The following is a 16,946-nucleotide window of genomic DNA, read 5'->3' as shown; positions in this document are numbered from 1 at the left end:
TGGTAATCCTTTCATTAACCGCCTACGATCATAGCTATTATTAATGGAATAGTTCGAGGTGGTTATGCGCTGGCAAGGGCGTCGTGAAAGTGACAATGTAGAAGACAGACGCAACAGTGGTGGCGGTGGTCCGTCCATGGGCGGGCCAGGGTTCCGTCTACCCGGCGGCAAGGGTGGTATTATTCTGCTGGTGGTGGTGCTCGTGGCGGGCTACTACGGCGTCGACCTGACCGGCTTAATGACCGGTGAACCGATGCAACAGCAGCAGTATTCTCAGCGCTCCATCAGCCCGAATGAAGATGAGGCCGCGAAATTTACCTCCGTGATCCTCGCGACCACCGAAGATACCTGGGGTCAGCAGTTCGAGAAAATGGGCCGCACCTATCAGCCTCCAAAACTGGTGATGTACCGTGGCGCAACCCGCACCGGCTGCGGCACCGGGCAGTCCGTTATGGGGCCGTTCTACTGCCCGGCGGACAGCACCGTCTATATCGATCTCTCCTTCTATGACGACATGAAAAGCAAGCTGGGCGCCGATGGTGATTTTGCCCAGGGCTACGTGATCGCGCATGAAGTGGGGCACCACGTGCAGAAGCTGCTCGGCATTGAGCCTAAGGTGCGTCAGATGCAGCAAAATGCCTCGCAGGCGGAGGTGAACCATCTCTCCGTGCGCATGGAGCTTCAGGCCGACTGCTTCGCTGGCGTCTGGGGACACAACATGCAGCAGCAGGGCGTGCTGGAGACGGGCGATCTCGAAGAGGCCCTGAATGCCGCACAGGCAATTGGTGACGATCGTTTACAGCAGCAGAGCCAGGGGCGCGTTGTGCCGGACAGCTTCACCCACGGCACCTCCGAGCAGCGCTACAGCTGGTTTAAGCGTGGCTTTGACAGCGGCAACCCGTCGCAGTGTAATACCTTCGGCAAAGCTATGTGATGCCGGGGTTTGAACGGCTGATCCATCAGCTTGAGCGTACCGGGCACCGCCGGCTGGTGGTGCTCAGTGGCGATGAACAGTGGACGCTGAGCCAGGCCAGTCGCCTTCGCGAAACGTTGCCGGGAGACTGGCCGTGGCTTTCGGAAACGCCCTCTAAAGCCATCAGCGGGCTGCTGGGGCGCGAGTACCGGCATGCTGTTTTTGATGCGCGCGCCGGCTTTGACGTCTCGGCCTTTGCCGCCCTCAGCGGAACCCTGCGCGCCGGCAGCCTTCTGGTGCTGCTGGTGCCGCCGCTCTCCGACTGGGCCGACCGGCCCGACAGCGATTCCGTTCGCTGGAGCGACAGCGCCGAGCCGATTCCCACCCCGCGCTTCGTTCACCATTTTTGCCGGGCGCTGGCCGCCGATTCGGATGCTATCGTCTGGCAACAGCATTATCCCCTGTCTCTTCCCGCTGCGCCGGATTTACCCGCCTGGCAGCCCGCCTGCGGTGAGCCGCAGCGCGAGCAGGCTGCGATCCTCGACGCGCTTCTGGCCATGCCTGCGGGCGTGGCTGCCGTTACGGCCCCGCGCGGGCGCGGAAAGTCAGCGCTGGCAGGCATGCTGCTCAACGGCATTCGCGGCAATGCGGTAGTGACCGCACCGGCAAAAGGGGCTACGGACGTCATCGCCCGTTTCGCAGGCGAGCATTTTCACTTTATGGCCCCGGATGCGCTGCTGGCCTCCGCGACGCAGGCCGACTGGCTGATTGTCGATGAGGCGGCCGCTATTCCCGGCCCGCTGCTGGACAAGCTGGCGTCGCGTTTTCCACGCGTGCTGTTGACCACTACGGTGCAGGGTTATGAAGGCACGGGCAGGGGATTTCTGCTTAAATTCTGCGCCCGGTTCAGCGGGCTGCGGCGGTATACCTTATCAACCCCGGTGCGCTGGGCGGCCGGATGTCCCCTTGAGCGAATCGTGGCGAATACGCTGCTGTTTGACGATGCGCTTATCGACCGCAGGCCGGAAGGTGAGGTGCGTTTAACGTCGCTGGCGCCCGGGGTGTGGGAGAGCGATCCGACCCGCGCGGCGGGCGTGTATGAACTGCTGTGCGCCGCGCACTACCGGACCTCTCCGCTTGATTTACGCCGCATGATGGACGCGCCCGGCCAGCACTTTGCGGTCGCCCAGGCCGGCGCGGACATCGCGGGCGCGCTCTGGCTGGTGGAGGAAGGGGGGCTACGTCCCGAACTTAGCCGGGCGGTGTGGGCGGGCTTTCGCCGTCCGCGCGGAAACCTTGTGGCGCAGTCGCTGGCGGCGCACGGCGGATCGCCTCTCGCGGCGACGCTGAAGGGCCGACGCGTCAGCCGCATTGCGGTTCATCCCCATCGCCAGCGGGAAGGCATCGGCCAGCGGCTCATTCGCAGCGCCAGCGGTGAAGACTATCTCTCGGTTAGCTTTGGATATACCGACGAGCTGTGGCGATTCTGGCAGCAGTGCGGTTTCGTGCTGGTGCGGATGGGCAGCCATCGGGAGGCCAGCAGCGGCTGCTACACGGCGATGGCGCTGCTGCCGCTAAGCGAGGCTGGGGAGCGGCTTTGCGAACGGGAACACCGGCGTTTATGCCGCGATATGCGCGTCCTGTCGGCCTGGAATGGTGAAAAGATCCCGGTGGCTGACGCCTGGGAAGCTACCCTTAACGGTGACGACTGGCTGGAGCTGGCGGGGTTTGCCTTTGCTCACCGGGCGTTTGCCACCTCGGTTGCCGCACTGACGCGATTATTGTCAGCCGTGGATGCGCCGCTCCCGGCGCTGCGTGGAAAAATGGAGGGGAGCACGCACGACGTCGGGCGAAAAGCGCTGCTGGCGAAGCTGCGCGAAGAAACTGCACGCGCGCTTGAAGAACTAGACTCTTCCCGCTGCCAGCAGCTGAAAGCCGACATATTGCAATGGCAATTTTTTCAATGACTTCTTCAGTAAAGCGGCATGGTCATTACCCCGCAGAGGCGTAAAATCCTGCTCATCAATTAAGGAGACCGCCATGACACACGATCATTTTGTTGTACAAAGCCCGGATAAGCCGGCTAAACAGTTACTGCTCCTGTTTCATGGCGTTGGCGATAATGCCGTAAATATGGGACAGATTGGCAGCTGGTTTGCCCCCGTTTTCCCACAGGCGCTGATCGTCAGCATCGCGGGCGTGGAGCCATGCGGCCCTGACGGGCGGCAGTGGTTTTCCGTTGAGGGCGTGACGGAGGAGAATCGTCAGGTGCGCATCGATGCCGTCATGCCTGCGTTTATCGACACCGTGCGCTACTGGCAGCAGCAGAGTGGCGTAGGGGCCGACGCGACGGCGCTGATTGGCTTCTCGCAGGGGTCAATCATGTCACTTGAGAGCGTTAAAGCGCAGCCCGGGCTGGCATCCCGCGTGATTGCCTTTAACGGTCGTTTTGCGACGCTACCGCAAAGCGCGACGACGCAGACCACGATCCATCTGATCCACGGTGGTGAAGACCGGGTGATTGAGCTTTCTCATGCGGTTGCCGCGCAGGATACGCTGATCCGCGAAGGCGGGGATGTGACGCTGGATATCGTGGACGATCTGGGGCACGCCATTGACGATCGCAGCATGCAGTTTGCGCTCGATCGTTTACGCTATACCGTACCGAAGCACTACTTTGATGAAGCGCTCAGCGGCGGTAAGCCAAATGACGATGATATCGTAGAGTTTATGTGAGTTTTTCCCCTCACCCCCAGCCCCTCTCCCCAGAGGGGCGAGGGGGGGGACCCTCTCCCCTTTGGGGAGAGGGTCAGGGTGAGGGGTGAGCACAATTACTTCTTCTGGTCCTTCTTCGGCCAGTCGTCCTCATCGTCCCACTTGTCGTTAAAATCACGATGCGGCGGCAGATCCGGCTTGTTGGCAAGAAACTTTTTATGGTCAACGCGCTTGAGATCTTTAATCACGTTAAGCAGCACGCCTACCAGAAACACCAACACCAGAATCCACCAGTACTTTGAAAGCCAGTCCATTCGCTAATCCTCTAAAAGCACCCGTCAGGCGACGAGCTGCTCCATAATACGTTGATACATGCGGGCCAGCAGTTGTAAATCCGCTGCGTTCACGCACTCGTTGATCTTGTGAATCGTCGCGTTAACCGGACCCAGTTCGACAACCTGTGCACCCATCCGGGCGATAAAGCGTCCGTCAGATGTGCCGCCCGTTGTCAGCAGCTGTGGCTTAATTTCATTATAGTGCGCAATGGCGTTCACCACCGCATCAACCAGCTTACCGCGCTGCGTCAGGAATGGCTGCCCGGAAAGCCACCAGTCGATGGTATAGCGCAGCTGATATTTCTCCATCAGCGCAACCACGCGCGCTTTAATCATCTCGTCGGTCAGTTCGGTGCTGAAGCGGAAGTTAAACTGGACGAAGAGATCGCCGGGAATGACGTTGTTGCTGCCGGTGCCGGCCTTGACGTTGGCAATCTGCATGCTGGTTGGCGGGAAGAACTCGTTGCCTTTGTCCCACTCAATGCCTACCAGCTCGTTCAGCATCGGCGCCGCGCGATGAACCGGGTTATCCGCCAGGTGCGGATAGGCAACGTGGCCCTGCACGCCATGGACGGTCAGGTTGCAGGTTAGCGAACCACGACGGCCATTTTTCACTACGTCGCCCACCACTTCGGTGCTGGACGGTTCACCTACCAGGCAGTAGTCCAGACGCTCGTTGCGGGCCATCAGCGCCTCAACGACCTTCACGGTGCCGTTGTGGGCGCTGGCTTCTTCATCAGAGGTGATCAAAAACGCAAGACGGTTTTTATGATTCGGATGCTGGGCCACAAAGCGCTCTGCCGCCACGACCATCGCGGCCAGTGAACCTTTCATGTCAGCCGCGCCGCGTCCAAACAGCATGCCATCGCGGATGGTTGGCTCAAACGGCGGGTTTATCCAGCGGTCCGCGTCACCTGCGGGAACCACGTCGGTATGTCCGGCAAACGCCAGCGTCTCCCCCTGACCGCGCCATGCCCAGAAGTTTTGCGTATCGCCAAAATCCATATGCTCAACGGTAAACCCGATGGCACGCAGGCGCTCAATCATTAATGCCTGACAACCCGCGTCGTCCGGGCTCAGGGAAGGGCGGCGAATAAGCTGCTGAGTCAGCTCAATGACCGGGCATGACATAGACTACACCTCAACGAAAAAATCTGAATAAAGGGTTTCACTGAAACCCAGCAGCATAGGCTGACCTGGCTTGCAGAGCAATGGGCGTTTGATAATTGCTGGCATTTCAAGCATCAGTCGCGCAGCGCTGTCGGCGTCGCCGATCGTGGCCCGCAGGGATTCATCCAGCTTTCGCCAGGTGGTGCCACGGGTGTTCAGCAGCGCTTCCCACCCCAGCTCCTGAATGGCGGAATGCAGAAACGCCGGGTCGAGCCCGTCGGCACGGTAATCATGGAAGCGATAATCAATGTTATGGGCTTCCAGCCAGCGGCGGGCTTTTTTAATCGTGTCACAATTCTTAATGCCGTACATCACAACCATGGTGAATCCTTTTGTTGTTTTGGGGAGTAAATGTTCAATATTTTCGAAGATATATCCTTAAGGGGAATATAACACATTCGGATTTTTTCCTGATTTACAATTCTCCTTAATTCAACGAACAGCTGTAAGCTGAATAGTCTTTCATCTTTTAAGCATAGTTGTCCACCGTGTTTAAATTGCCAGTAAACTCAACGCGAAAAATAAAAGGCTTCCTCTCGTCTGACTATTTCAAAATATTGCTGTAGGTCACATAAAATTTACCCGGCAGCGCTCATAGTGAGGCTAAACCCAACAGCATAGCGGGGCTCAATCACAGCAATCGGATAAAGTGGCTTCACAATGATGATACGTTTTCGTAGAATGCGCATAATAATAAGAGAGGTTGTTATGATTGAACGTGAAATGGGGAACTGGAAAGACTTTATCGAAGGGATGCTTCGTAAATAATTTCCGGTAAGTAATGCAAGAGCACTTATTTAACTAAAATAACCATAGTGTGAAAGAATCACACAATAAAAAGGCGGCCCTTAAAGCCGCCTTTTTTATTTCAGCCGGTTATTCCGGCTTCTCCTTCAGCGGAAAACGGCGACGTACCAGCACAAAGAACAGCGGTACGAAGTAGATGGCCAGCACCGTCGCTGAAATCATTCCTCCCATCACGCCCGTTCCCACCGCATGCTGGCTGCTGGAGCCCGCGCCCGAGCTGGTTGCCATCGGCAGGACGCCAAACACAAACGCCAGAGAGGTCATCAGGATCGGGCGCAGTCGCTGGCGACAGGCGTACAGCGTGGCGGCCGTCAGCTCTTGTCCTTTGGCATTCATCTCGTTGGCAAATTCGACGATCAGAATGGCGTTTTTTGCCGACAATCCGATGACGGTGAGCAGCCCGACCTGGAAATAGACGTCATTTTCCAGGCCGCGCATCCAGGTTGCCAGCAGCGCGCCGATGACCCCGAGCGGCACCACCAGCATCACCGAGAACGGCACTGACCAGCTCTCATACAGCGCCGCCAGACAGAGGAACACCACCAGCAGGGAAAGCGCATACAGGGCTGGCGCCTGAGCGCCTGAGAGCCGTTCCTGGTAGGACATCGCCGTCCACTCCAGGCCAAAGCCCGTGGGCAGCTGCTGAACCAGTTTCTCCATAATATCCATTGCGGTACCGGTACTAACGCCCGGTGCGGCCTCGCCGACAATCTCCAGCGCCGAATAGCCGTTATAGCGCTCCAGGCGCGGCGAGCCGGTCTCCCAGCGTGAGGTCGCGAAGGCCGAGAACGGCACCATGCCGCCGGTTTTATTTCGCACGTACCAGCGGTTGATATCGTCCGGCAGCATGCGGTATTTGGCGGCAGACTGGACGTAGACCTTCTTCACGCGGCCACGATCCATAAAATCATTCACGTAGCTTGAGCCCCATGCCGTTTGCAGGGTGTCGTTGATGTCGTCGATGGAGACGCCCAGCGCCTGCGCTTTACGCTGGTCAATGTCCACCTGCAGCTGAGGACTGTCATCAAGGCCGTTATGACGAACGCGGGTGAGCTGCGGATCTTTCCCGGCCAGCTCCAGCAGCTTGTCGCGTGCAGCCATTAACGCGTCGTGCCCGGCACCCGCGTGATCCTGAAGCTCCATATCGAACCCGGCTGAACTGCCCAGCCCGCTGATGGCCGGCGGGCTGCTGGCGAACACGCGCGCTTCCTTAATTTTGCTGAACGCTTTGGTCGCGCGCTCAATGATGGCAAATGAGGAGCCGGTATCGCTGTCGCGCTGGTCCCAGTCCTTCAGGCGCACAAACATGCGCGCCACGTTCTGCCCGTTACCGCCCGGGCCAGAGCCGACGGTGGCGAAAACCGAAACGACGTTATCCTTCTCCTGCGTATGGAAGTAGTTCTCGACCTGCTGCACCACTTTCAGGGTCTGCTGCTGGGTCGAGCCGCTCGGCAGCTGTACGGAGGTGATAAACATTCCGCGATCTTCCAGCGGCAGGAAGGACGTCGGCAGGCGCAGGAATAAAAAGACCATGCCGCCGAGCAGCAGAACGTAGATCGCCATCCAGCGCACGCTGCGGTGCAGCACGTTGCCCACGCCCGCCTCATAGCGCGCCGCATTGCGGTTGAACATGCGGTTAAACCAGCCGAAAAAGCCTTTCTGCCCGTGGTGCTCGCCCTTGTGCAGCGGCTTAAGCAGCGTCGCGCACAGGGCAGGGGTGAGGATCATCGCCACCAGCACCGAGAGCACCATCGCCGAAACGATGGTGATGGAGAACTGACGATAAATCGCGCCCGTGGTGCCGCCAAAAAAGGCCATCGGGATAAATACCGCCGAGAGCACCATGGCGATCCCCACCAGCGCGCCCTGTATTTGCCCCATCGACTTGCGCGTTGCCTCGCGCGGGGAGAGCCCTTCCTCGCTCATGATGCGCTCAACGTTTTCCACCACCACGATGGCATCATCCACCAGCAGGCCGATTGCCAGCACCATGGCGAACATGGTCAGGGTGTTGATGCTGTAGCCAAAGGCATACAGCACCGCAAAGGTTCCCAGCAGCACCACCGGCACGGCAATGGTAGGAATAAGGGTGGCGCGGAAGTTTTGCAGGAACAGGTACATCACGAGGAATACCAGCGCGATGGCTTCGAGCAGGGTTTTTACCACATCCTCGATGGAGGCCTTAACGAACGAGGTGGTTTCGTAGGCGACCTTGTACTCCAGGCCGTGCGGGAAATAGTGCGAAAGCTCATCCAGCCGGTCTAGCACCAGCTGCGCGGTGGCCATTTCGTTGGCGCCGGAGGCCAGCTTCACCCCTAGCCCGGACGCGGCCTTGCCGTTAAAGCGGCTCAGGTAATCATATTTTTCCGCACCCATCTCCACGGTAGCGACATCACCCAGCCGCACTTCCGATCCGTCCTGATTTACCCGCAGGGTGATATTACGGAACTGTTCTGGCGTCTGGAGCAGCGACTGAGAGTTAATGGTGGCATTGAGCGCCTGGTTATCCACGGACGGCGTACCGCCCAGCTGACCCACGGCGATCTGCGCGTTCTGCGACTCAATCGCGTCGGTGACGTCTTTGGCGGTCATCTGCACGCTGTTCAGCTTGTTCGGATCCAGCCAGATGCGCATGGAGTACTGCGAGCCGTAGGCGTCGATATCGCCCACGCCGTTGATACGGCTGAGCGGATCCTGAATATTGCTGGCAACGTAGTCGGCGATGTCCTGCTTATCCATCGAGCCGTCGGTTGAGACAAACGCGATGGTCAGAATGTTGGTATCGCCGGTTTTACGAACGGTAACCCCCTGATTCTGCACCGCCTGGGGCAGCTTACGCAGGGCCGACTGCAGCTGGTTTTGCACCTGCTGCACCGCCTCATCCGGATCCGTGCCCGCCGTAAAGCTCAGGGTTACCGTCGCCTGGCCCGTGGCGCTGCTCTGGGAGGACATATACATCAGGTTATCGAGGCCGGTCATGTTCTGCTCGATAACCTGCGTAACGGTATTTTCCAGCGTCTGTGCCGAGGCGCCAGGGTAGTTAGCGGTGATGCGCACGTTAGGCGGGGCGAGGTCAGGGTATTGCTCAACCGGAAGTGATGTAATCGCCAGGACACCCGTCAGACACAGCAGGATTGCAAGCACCCAGGCAAAAATGGGGCGATCGATGAAAAAATTCGCCATGAAAAAATGACCTCGTTATGCAGCACGTCGTTATTGTCTATTGCCCGCATCACTTTAGCGGCAAGGCACAGGTCAAACGTGGAGAAATAAAGGAGATAATGTAAATTATCATGCGCTTTTCCCAGCGCGCCCGCGTTATGACCATTTTTCAGCCTGCGCCGCCGGCGTCCTGAACGTCACGCTGACCTGCGTACCGCCCTGCGGCGGCTGGGAGAAGCGTAACGTCCCGCCGAGCCGCTCTGCGCGTTCGCGCATGATGTTCAGCCCGTAGTGCCCCGGCGGTTCACTTGCGTCGCCGATACCAATACCGTTATCGCAGACCGTGACCGTGTGGGTGCCATCCGCCGCGGTAATGCAGCTGACGACGATCTCGCTCGCCCCGGCATGTTTAATCGCATTCAGCACCGCCTCGCGTACGATCTGCAGAAGGTGAACCTGCTTTTGCGCGTCCAGCGCCAGCGATGAGAGGCGGCAGTCGAGCACCAGCTTCGCGCTGGTCTGGCCCTGCAGTCCGTCGAGAGACTCCTGAAGGGCGGCGGGAAGATTGGCGTGATTCAGCGTCAGGCGGAAGGTGGTAAGCAGCTCGCGAAGCTGATGCCAGGCGTTATTCAGCTCGCGGGAGAAGTCCGTAATAATGCTCTGCGCCGGGGCGTTATCGCCCGGCACGGCGTGCTTCAGCAGCGTAAGCTGAATGCGCAAATAGGAGAGCACCTGCGCCAGCGAATCATGCAGCTCGCGGGCAATGGTGGCGCGCTCCTCCATCAGCAGCAGCTGTTGATAGTGCTTTTGCGCCTGGTTGAAATAGAGCCCGCGGCCGAGCATCGTCGCCACGCTTTCCATCAGCGGCAGGGGAACATGCCCCGTCGCGCTCTGCCAGCGCAGTTCGCCGTAGAGGGTGTCCTGCATTAACACCGGTAAGTTATGCATCTCCGCGCCGGGCGTTTCCTGCCCTTCGCACAGCTGCCAGTCGTCGCTGGTGCGCAGCTGCAGGTAATTCATTCGGGTGTATTCATGCACAATCTGCAGCATATGCCGGAAGCAGTGGCTGTCTATCTGCCCGGTATTCAGCGCCTGCGAGCATTTAAACAGCATGTCGAGCTGCTGGTGCGCTTCATTCAGGTGGCGGGTTTTTTCGGCAACGGAGGCTTCAAGGGAGCGATACAGGGTGTGCAGCTCCGCCGACATATGGTTGAAGGCGCGGGAAAGCTGGCCCAGCTCGTTGGGGAGCGCGGTGTCCGGCGCGGGCGTGTCGAACTGCCCCTGCTCGATACGCTCGCTCGCCGCCACCAGGTTGTTCAGCGGCAGCACGACCTGACGCCGGATCCGCCGCAGGGTGACTACCGCCAGCAGCAAAATGGCCAGCCCGCCCGTCAGCGAGACTAAAACCACCAGCTGAATTTTATGTTCGGTGTAGTGCTGTAGCGCCAGCACGAAGGCGTCGATGCGGCCAACGAAGTCCTCAATGTGGGTCTGATACCACCCGGCATCGCCGCTGGCGATGCGTTTATCCATCTCCTGCCAGGCAAGGTGAAGCTGCCCGTAACGCTGCTTGACGTCCTCCGGCACATACCAGCGGGTTAACTTCTGCAACGCGGGGGCGCCCAGCGTTTGCTGCCAGACCGCGCGGTGCTCTGCCAGCGACGGGCTGGCGCGCTGCAGTTCGTAGCCCAGGCGATAGCTCTGCATGCGCAGCGATCCGGCGATGTTAATCGCCTCGGCGTCGCGCTGGCTGCTGGCGAGCGTAACCAGCGCAATGGCGCTGATGAGGACGGACAGCACAATCATCAAAAAGAAAGCCCGGGCCAGGCTTCCCGAAACGGGGCGTTTAACGGTCACAAATCAGCTTCCTGAATAAAATTGATCTGCCACAGGTTCACTGGAAATAGTTCGGCTTCCTGGGCATTTGAACATTGCGTCGCCATGCCGCTGTGGGTAAATACGGTAACAATAGAAAGAATAAGGTTATTGAACCAAAAACAGGTGTTGTTATGAATCGTTTTATTATCGCCAGCGGTGAGCAGTGCATCGGTTGCCGCGCCTGCGAAGTCGCCTGCGTGATGGCGCACAATGGTGAACAGCACGTGCTGAGCGAGCGTCATTTTCATCCCCGCATTACGGTCCTGACGTCTGGCTCCCGAAAAAGCCCCGTCACCTGCCACCACTGTGAAAACGCACCCTGCGCACAAAGCTGCCCGAACGGGGCCATCGCTAAACAGGGCGACAGCGTACAGGTCAATCAACAAAAATGCATTGGCTGTAAGGCCTGCGTGGTGGCCTGCCCCTTCGGCACCATGGAGATAATAGTTACCCCGCTGGATAACGGCAGCGTAAAGGCCTCGGCGCACAAGTGCGACCTCTGTCAGGGAAGGCCACAGGGCCCGGCCTGCGTTGAAAACTGCCCCGCTAACGTGCTCACGCTCGCCACTCCCGCCGTGCTGGATAACCTGGCGAAGCAGCGCCGCCAGCGCAGCGCAGGGCTTGAAGCGCAGCCGTGGCACAGCGAGGCGGTACAGGCGGTACGTGCGCAAAGCAAACTGCAGCAGATGCAACACACCCCGGCGCGCGGTGAGCCGGATAAGCTCAGCCCCGAAGCGCGCGCCTGCCATTTTAACGAGATCTACCAGCCGTTTCGGCCGGAACAGGCGCAGCGCGAAGCGTCCCGGTGCCTGAAATGCGGCGAGCACAGCGTCTGCGAATGGACCTGCCCGCTGCATAACCACATCCCGCAGTGGATCGAACGGATTGGGGCGGGTGATATCGCCGGGGCGGCCGAGCTTTCTCACCAGACCAACTGTTTACCGGAAATTACCGGCCGCGTCTGCCCGCAGGATCGATTATGTGAAGGCGCCTGCACCCTGCGTGACGCGTCTGGTGCCGTAACCATCGGTAATATCGAACGGTATATCTCGGATCGGGCGCTGGCGATGGGCTGGACGCCGGACCTCAGCAACGTCGTGCCGGTCGATAAGCGTGTCGCCATCATCGGCGCCGGTCCGGCAGGGCTGGCATGCGCCGACGCGCTGGTGCGCAGCGGCGTGAGCGTGACGGTTTACGATCGTCATCCGGAAATCGGCGGGCTGCTGACCTTTGGCATTCCTTCCTTCAAGCTGGATAAATCGCTGCTGGCGCAGCGCAGGGAGATCTTCAGCGCGATGGGCATCCGCTTCGAGCTGAACTGCGAGGTGGGTAAAGACGTGTCGATGGACCGGCTGCGGAGCGACTACGACGCCATTTTTATCGGCGTTGGAACCTATCGCTCCATGAAAGCGGGTATTCCCAATGAGGACGCGCCGGGGGTCTATGACGCGCTGCCGTTTTTAGTGGCAAACACGCGAAACGTCATGGGGCTTGAGCCCTCCGCGGACGAGCCGTTTATCGACACGCGGGGGTTAAACGTGGTGGTGCTCGGCGGGGGCGATACGGCGATGGACTGCGTGCGCACCGCGCTGCGCCACGGTGCGGCAAAAGTGACCTGCGCCTACCGGCGGGACGAGGCCAACATGCCGGGCTCAAAAAAAGAGGTCAAAAACGCGAAAGAAGAGGGCGCGGCGTTTGAGTTTAACGTCCAGCCGGTTGAGCTAACGCTGGATGAGGACGGGAAGGTCAACGGCGTCAGGATGCTGCGCACCGTGCTGGGCGAGCCGGATGCGCAGGGGCGTCGGCGCCCTGTCCCGGTGGCGGGCAGCGAGTTTGTGATGCCTGCTGATGCGGCGATCATGGCGTTTGGGTTTAATCCGCACGCCATGCCGTGGCTGCAGGCGCAGGGGGTCGACACCGACGACTGGGGCCGCATCAGGGCCTCCGTGGAGAGCCGCTATCGCTACCAGACCTCGAATCCGCAGATTTTTGCCGGCGGGGATGCGGTACGCGGTGCGGATCTGGTGGTCACCGCCATGGCGGAAGGGCGTCATGCCGCGCAGGGGATTGTGGAGTGGCTCGGCGTGCAGCCGCGCAGGATGCATTAACGCTCGCGGGCGACAAAGCGGGCTTCACGGCGTAATATAAGCAGACTCATTTTGCCGTGGAGCCCGTATGTCCCTGAACATCACCGTTATTAAAGACAAAATCCTTTCCGAAAATTACTTTGTCCTGCGTAACATCACTTACGATTTAACCCGTAAGAACGGAGACGTCATTCGCCACAGGCGCGAGGTCTACGATCGGGGCAATGGCGCAACCATTCTGCTGTATAACCGTGAAAAGCAAAGCGTGGTGCTGATCCGCCAGTTTCGGGTGGCGACATGGGTCAATGGCAATGCGGACGGTCGCCTGATCGAAACCTGCGCGGGTCTGCTTGACGACGATGAGCCGGAAGTGTGCATCCGCAAAGAGGCTATCGAGGAGACGGGGTTTGAGGTTGGCGCGGTGCAAAAGGTCTTCGAGCTTTTCATGTCCCCTGGCGGGGTAACCGAGCTGGTTCACTTCTTCATTGCGGAATACACCGATGCCCAGCGCACTCACCGGGGCGGCGGCGTGGAGGACGAAGATATCGAAGTGCTGGAAATGCCCTTCAGTCAGGCCGTCGCGATGATGAAAAGCGGCGAGATCCGCGACGGTAAGGCGGTGATCCTGTTGCAGTACCTGCAAACCAGTGGGCTGATGAACGCCGCGCAGGCGTCGTGAGAAGTTGTATTTCAGATAAATCTATCCGATAAATCCGATTGAGCCAGCCCGCCCGGGGCACGAAGATACGCCCCAGATTGACCTTTTCGCTTCCGGGGCTGTGCCATTCATGCGCTACTGCGTTTTACTTCTCTTCGTTTTTTGTGGGCTACCCGCGCCGCTGGCGTGGGCTGCGCCCGCGCAGCAGTCCTTCTCGGACTGGCAGGTTACCTGCAACAACCAGAATTTTTGCGTAGCGCGGAATACCGGCGAGCATCGCGGCCTGGTCATGACCCTGAGCCGCAGCGCCGGAGCAAAAACGGACGCCAGCCTGCGCATCGATCTCGGCGGGCTTTCGGCCCCTCCGGTGAAAGAGCCAGACGTCGCCCCGCGCCTGCTGCTCGACAATGTCCCGCTAAAACTCAATTCGCAGCGCTGGCTGCTAACCCCCTGGCACCTTAAAACTGACGATACGGGCACCATCACCACGTTTCTGAAAACCATTCAGGAAGGGCAGGCGATAACCCTGCGCGGGGGGAAGCAGACGATCTCTCTGGTCGGGCTGAAGGCAGCGCTGCTGTTTATCGACGCCCAGCAGAAGCGCGTCGGCAGCGAAACGGCATGGATCAGGAAAGGGGATAGCCCACCGCTGAGCGTGCCGCCCGCGCCGCCTTTAAAAAAGGTGGCCGTGGTGAACCCGACGCCAACGCCGCTGACGCATAGCGAGCTGAACGATCTGCTGGATTACGGTGCCTGGCGGATGAACCGCAGCCAGTGCTCCCTCGATCCGAACCGGCGCGAAGTGCGCGTCACCGCGTTAACCGATGATAAAGCGCTGATGATCATCAGCTGCGAAGCGGGGGCGTACAATACCGTCGACCTGGCGTGGCTGGTGTCGCGTAAAAAACCGTTTTCGGCCAGAAGCGTCAGGCTGCGTCTGCCGTTTACCCCGTCCAGCCAGACCAGCGACATGGAGCTGATGAATGCCAGCTTCGATGAAAAAACGCGCGAGCTCACGACGCTGGCGTTGGGGCGAGGGATTGGCGACTGCGGGATCCAGACCCGCTGGCGCTTTAACGGCCAGCGCTTCCGCCTGGTGCGCTATGCCGAAGAGCCAAGCTGTGATAACTGGAATGGGCCAGACGCCTGGCCCACGCTGTGGATCACGCGGTAGTGCCCGGCAAGCGTAGCGCCACCGGGCACGCAGAGCGCACTACATCACGCTCAAGGCCTTCTCTACCACGTTCTCAACGGTAAAGCCGAAGTACGGGAACAGCTTGTCGGCAGGGGCGGATTCACCGTAGCCCCGCATACCGACAATCGCCCCCTTCAGCCCGACGTATCTGTACCAGTAGTCGGCGATGCCCGCCTCGACAGCCACGCGTGCCGCGACGTTGGAAGGGAGCACCGATTCCCGGTACGCCTCATCCTGCGCGTCGAAGATATCCGTGGAAGGCAGGGATACCACCCGCACCGCGTGTCCTTCGGCGGTCAGCTTCTCCGCCGCTTTCACCGTGATTTCCACCTCGGAGCCGGTGGCAATCAGGATCACGTCCGGCTTGCCGCCGCTGTCCTTGAGGATGTAGCCGCCGCGGGCGATATTTTTCACCTGCTCCGGCGTGCGCTCGATCTGCGCCAGGTTCTGGCGCGACAGGATCAGCGCCGTTGGCCCGTTATGGCGCTCAACGGCCAGCTTCCAGCCCACCGCCGCTTCAACCTGATCGCACGGGCGCCAGGTGCTGAAGTTCGGCGTTAAGCGCAGGCTTGCCAGCTGCTCCACCGCCTGGTGGGTAGGGCCATCTTCCCCCAGCCCGATGGAGTCGTGGGTGTACACCATGATCTGCCTTGCCTTCATCAGCGCCGCCATACGCGCCGCGTTACGGGCATATTCGACAAACATCAGGAAGGTGGCGGTGTACGGCACGAAGCCGCCGTGATGGGCGATGCCGTTGGCAATCGCGGTCATCCCGAACTCGCGCACGCCGTAGTGGATGTAGTTCCCGGCGATATCTTCCTTCAGCGATTTCGAGCCGGACCAGATGGTCAGGTTGCTTGGCGCCAGATCCGCCGAGCCGCCGAGCAGCTCAGGCAGGATCGGGCCAATGGCGTTCAGTGTGTTTTGCGAGGCCTTACGGGTGGCGATTTTCGCCGGACTGGACTGCAGGTTTTCAATCAGCGCCTGGGTTTTCTCTTCCCAGTCCTCCGGCAGGCCGCCGCTCATGCGGCGGGTAAACTCGGCCGCCAGCTCAGGATACGCTTTTTTGTAGGCGGCAAACTTTTCGTTCCAGGACTGCTGCGCTTTTTCACCGGCTTCGCGGGCATCCCAGGCCCTGTAGATCTCTTTTGGGATCTCAAATGCCGGGTGTTTCCAGCCCAGCTTCTGACGAGTCAGCGCCACTTCCTCTTCACCCAGCGCCGCACCGTGCGCCTCTTCCTTGCCCGCTTTGTTCGGCGAGCCGAAGCCGATGGTGGTGCGGCAGATAATCAGGGACGGTTTGTCCGTCACGCTCTGCGCTTCCTGAATCGCTTTTTTCACCGCTTCCGCGTCGTGACCGTCGATCTCATGCACCACGTGCCAGTGGTAGGCCTCAAAGCGCTTCGCCGTGTCGTCGGTAAACCAGCCCTCGGTTTCCCCGTCAATGGAGATGCCGTTGTGGTCGTAGAAGCCAATCAGCTTGCCCAGCCCCAGCGTGCCCGCGAGAGAGCAGACCTCGTGGGAGATCCCCTCCATCAGACAGCCGTCGCCCATAAAGACATACGTGTAGTGATCGACAATGTCGTGGTCCGGCTGGTTAAACTGCGCGGCCAGCGTGCGTTCGGCAATCGCCAGCCCGACGGCATTCGCCAGCCCCTGGCCCAGCGGCCCGGTGGTGGTTTCTACGCCCGGCGTATAGCCGATCTCCGGGTGGCCCGGCGTTTTGGAGTGCAGCTGGCGGAAGTTTTTTAGCTCCTCAAGCGGCAGATCGTAGCCGGACAGGTGCAGCAGGCTGTAGAGCAGCATCGAGGCGTGGCCGTTGGAGAGAATAAAACGGTCGCGGTCGTACCAGGTCGGATCGGTAGGGTTGTGCTTCAGGAAATCGTTCCACAGCACTTCGGCGATATCGGCCATACCCATGGGGGCGCCAGGGTGGCCGGAATTGGCTTTTTGTACGGCATCCATGCTCAGGGCGCGAATGGCGTTGGCGAGCTCTTTACGGGACATAGTTCACTCCGTGGCAAGG

Annotated in this window: 13 protein-coding genes; 7 read left to right on the top strand and 6 right to left on the bottom strand. The window is 59.8% G+C overall.

Going from position 1 to position 16,946, the window contains the following annotated elements; translation table 11 throughout:
* Positions 1-64: 64 nt before the first annotated feature.
* From OWK27_RS06270 to ypfH, 3 genes are all read left to right on the top strand, one after another.
* On the top strand, positions 65-934 hold the full coding sequence (locus tag OWK27_RS06270; RefSeq protein WP_242171752.1) for a neutral zinc metallopeptidase: 870 nt from the start codon (positions 65-67) through the stop codon (positions 932-934).
* The gene (locus OWK27_RS06265; RefSeq protein ID WP_267590038.1) at positions 934-2,880 is read left to right on the top strand and encodes a tRNA(Met) cytidine acetyltransferase TmcA; all 1,947 of its coding nucleotides are present in this window, start codon (positions 934-936) and stop codon (positions 2,878-2,880) included. Before OWK27_RS06270 ends, OWK27_RS06265 begins: the two co-directional genes overlap by 1 nt.
* A gap of 73 nt (positions 2,881-2,953) precedes the next feature.
* Positions 2,954-3,649 carry an esterase gene (gene ypfH / locus OWK27_RS06260; protein WP_267590037.1) on the top strand — a complete coding sequence of 232 codons (696 nt, stop codon included), beginning with the start codon at positions 2,954-2,956 and terminating at the stop codon, positions 3,647-3,649.
* Between the two features lie 95 nt (positions 3,650-3,744).
* Here ypfH and OWK27_RS06255 read toward each other — a convergent pair whose 3' ends face one another.
* From OWK27_RS06255 to OWK27_RS06245, 3 genes are read right to left on the bottom strand one after another with little or no spacing between them, the layout of a single operon-like run.
* Positions 3,745-3,942 carry a YpfN family protein gene (locus OWK27_RS06255; protein WP_000383991.1) on the bottom strand — a complete coding sequence of 66 codons (198 nt, stop codon included), beginning with the start codon at positions 3,940-3,942 and terminating at the stop codon, positions 3,745-3,747.
* Positions 3,943-3,966: 24 nt separating this feature from the next.
* The gene (dapE, locus tag OWK27_RS06250) at positions 3,967-5,094 is read right to left on the bottom strand and encodes a succinyl-diaminopimelate desuccinylase (protein WP_267590036.1); all 1,128 of its coding nucleotides are present in this window, start codon (positions 5,092-5,094) and stop codon (positions 3,967-3,969) included.
* Positions 5,095-5,097: 3 nt separating this feature from the next.
* A complete protein-coding gene (locus OWK27_RS06245; RefSeq protein WP_176609787.1) occupies positions 5,098-5,454 on the bottom strand; it encodes an ArsC family reductase in 357 nt (118 codons plus the stop codon).
* A 387-nt stretch (positions 5,455-5,841) separates the two neighbouring features.
* On the opposite strand from OWK27_RS06245, the gene ypfM reads away from it, so the two are divergent.
* Positions 5,842-5,901, top strand: a complete 60-nt coding sequence (ypfM, locus tag OWK27_RS06240; RefSeq protein ID WP_102751470.1) for a protein YpfM — start codon at positions 5,842-5,844, stop codon at positions 5,899-5,901.
* Positions 5,902-6,009: 108 nt separating this feature from the next.
* Here ypfM and acrD read toward each other — a convergent pair whose 3' ends face one another.
* Positions 6,010-9,123 (bottom strand): multidrug efflux RND transporter permease AcrD, encoded by a 3,114-nt coding sequence (gene acrD / locus OWK27_RS06235; protein ID WP_252004526.1) that lies wholly within the window; start codon positions 9,121-9,123, stop codon positions 6,010-6,012.
* A gap of 135 nt (positions 9,124-9,258) precedes the next feature.
* On the bottom strand, positions 9,259-10,959 hold the full coding sequence (gene narQ, locus OWK27_RS06230) for a nitrate/nitrite two-component system sensor histidine kinase NarQ (protein ID WP_242171759.1): 1,701 nt from the start codon (positions 10,957-10,959) through the stop codon (positions 9,259-9,261).
* Positions 10,960-11,111: 152 nt separating this feature from the next.
* On the opposite strand from narQ, the gene aegA reads away from it, so the two are divergent.
* From aegA to OWK27_RS06215, 3 genes are all read left to right on the top strand, one after another.
* Positions 11,112-13,088 (top strand): formate-dependent uric acid utilization protein AegA, encoded by a 1,977-nt coding sequence (gene aegA, locus OWK27_RS06225; RefSeq protein ID WP_267590035.1) that lies wholly within the window; start codon positions 11,112-11,114, stop codon positions 13,086-13,088.
* 67 nt (positions 13,089-13,155) lie between these two features.
* Positions 13,156-13,746: a GDP-mannose pyrophosphatase NudK gene (gene nudK, locus OWK27_RS06220; protein WP_148420719.1), complete on the top strand. Its 591-nt coding sequence runs from the start codon at positions 13,156-13,158 to the stop codon at positions 13,744-13,746.
* 109 nt (positions 13,747-13,855) lie between these two features.
* The gene (locus tag OWK27_RS06215; RefSeq protein ID WP_148420720.1) at positions 13,856-14,899 is read left to right on the top strand and encodes a DUF1176 domain-containing protein; all 1,044 of its coding nucleotides are present in this window, start codon (positions 13,856-13,858) and stop codon (positions 14,897-14,899) included.
* A 39-nt stretch (positions 14,900-14,938) separates the two neighbouring features.
* Here OWK27_RS06215 and tkt read toward each other — a convergent pair whose 3' ends face one another.
* Positions 14,939-16,927 (bottom strand): transketolase, encoded by a 1,989-nt coding sequence (gene tkt / locus OWK27_RS06210; protein WP_267590034.1) that lies wholly within the window; start codon positions 16,925-16,927, stop codon positions 14,939-14,941.
* Positions 16,928-16,946: the final 19 nt, after the last annotated feature.

Source organism: Enterobacter cloacae complex sp. 2022EL-00788 (assembly GCF_026627565.1).
In the GTDB taxonomy this organism is placed as follows: Bacteria; Pseudomonadota; Gammaproteobacteria; order Enterobacterales; family Enterobacteriaceae; genus Enterobacter; species Enterobacter pasteurii.
This window is presented reverse-complemented; position numbering and strand designations above follow the sequence as displayed.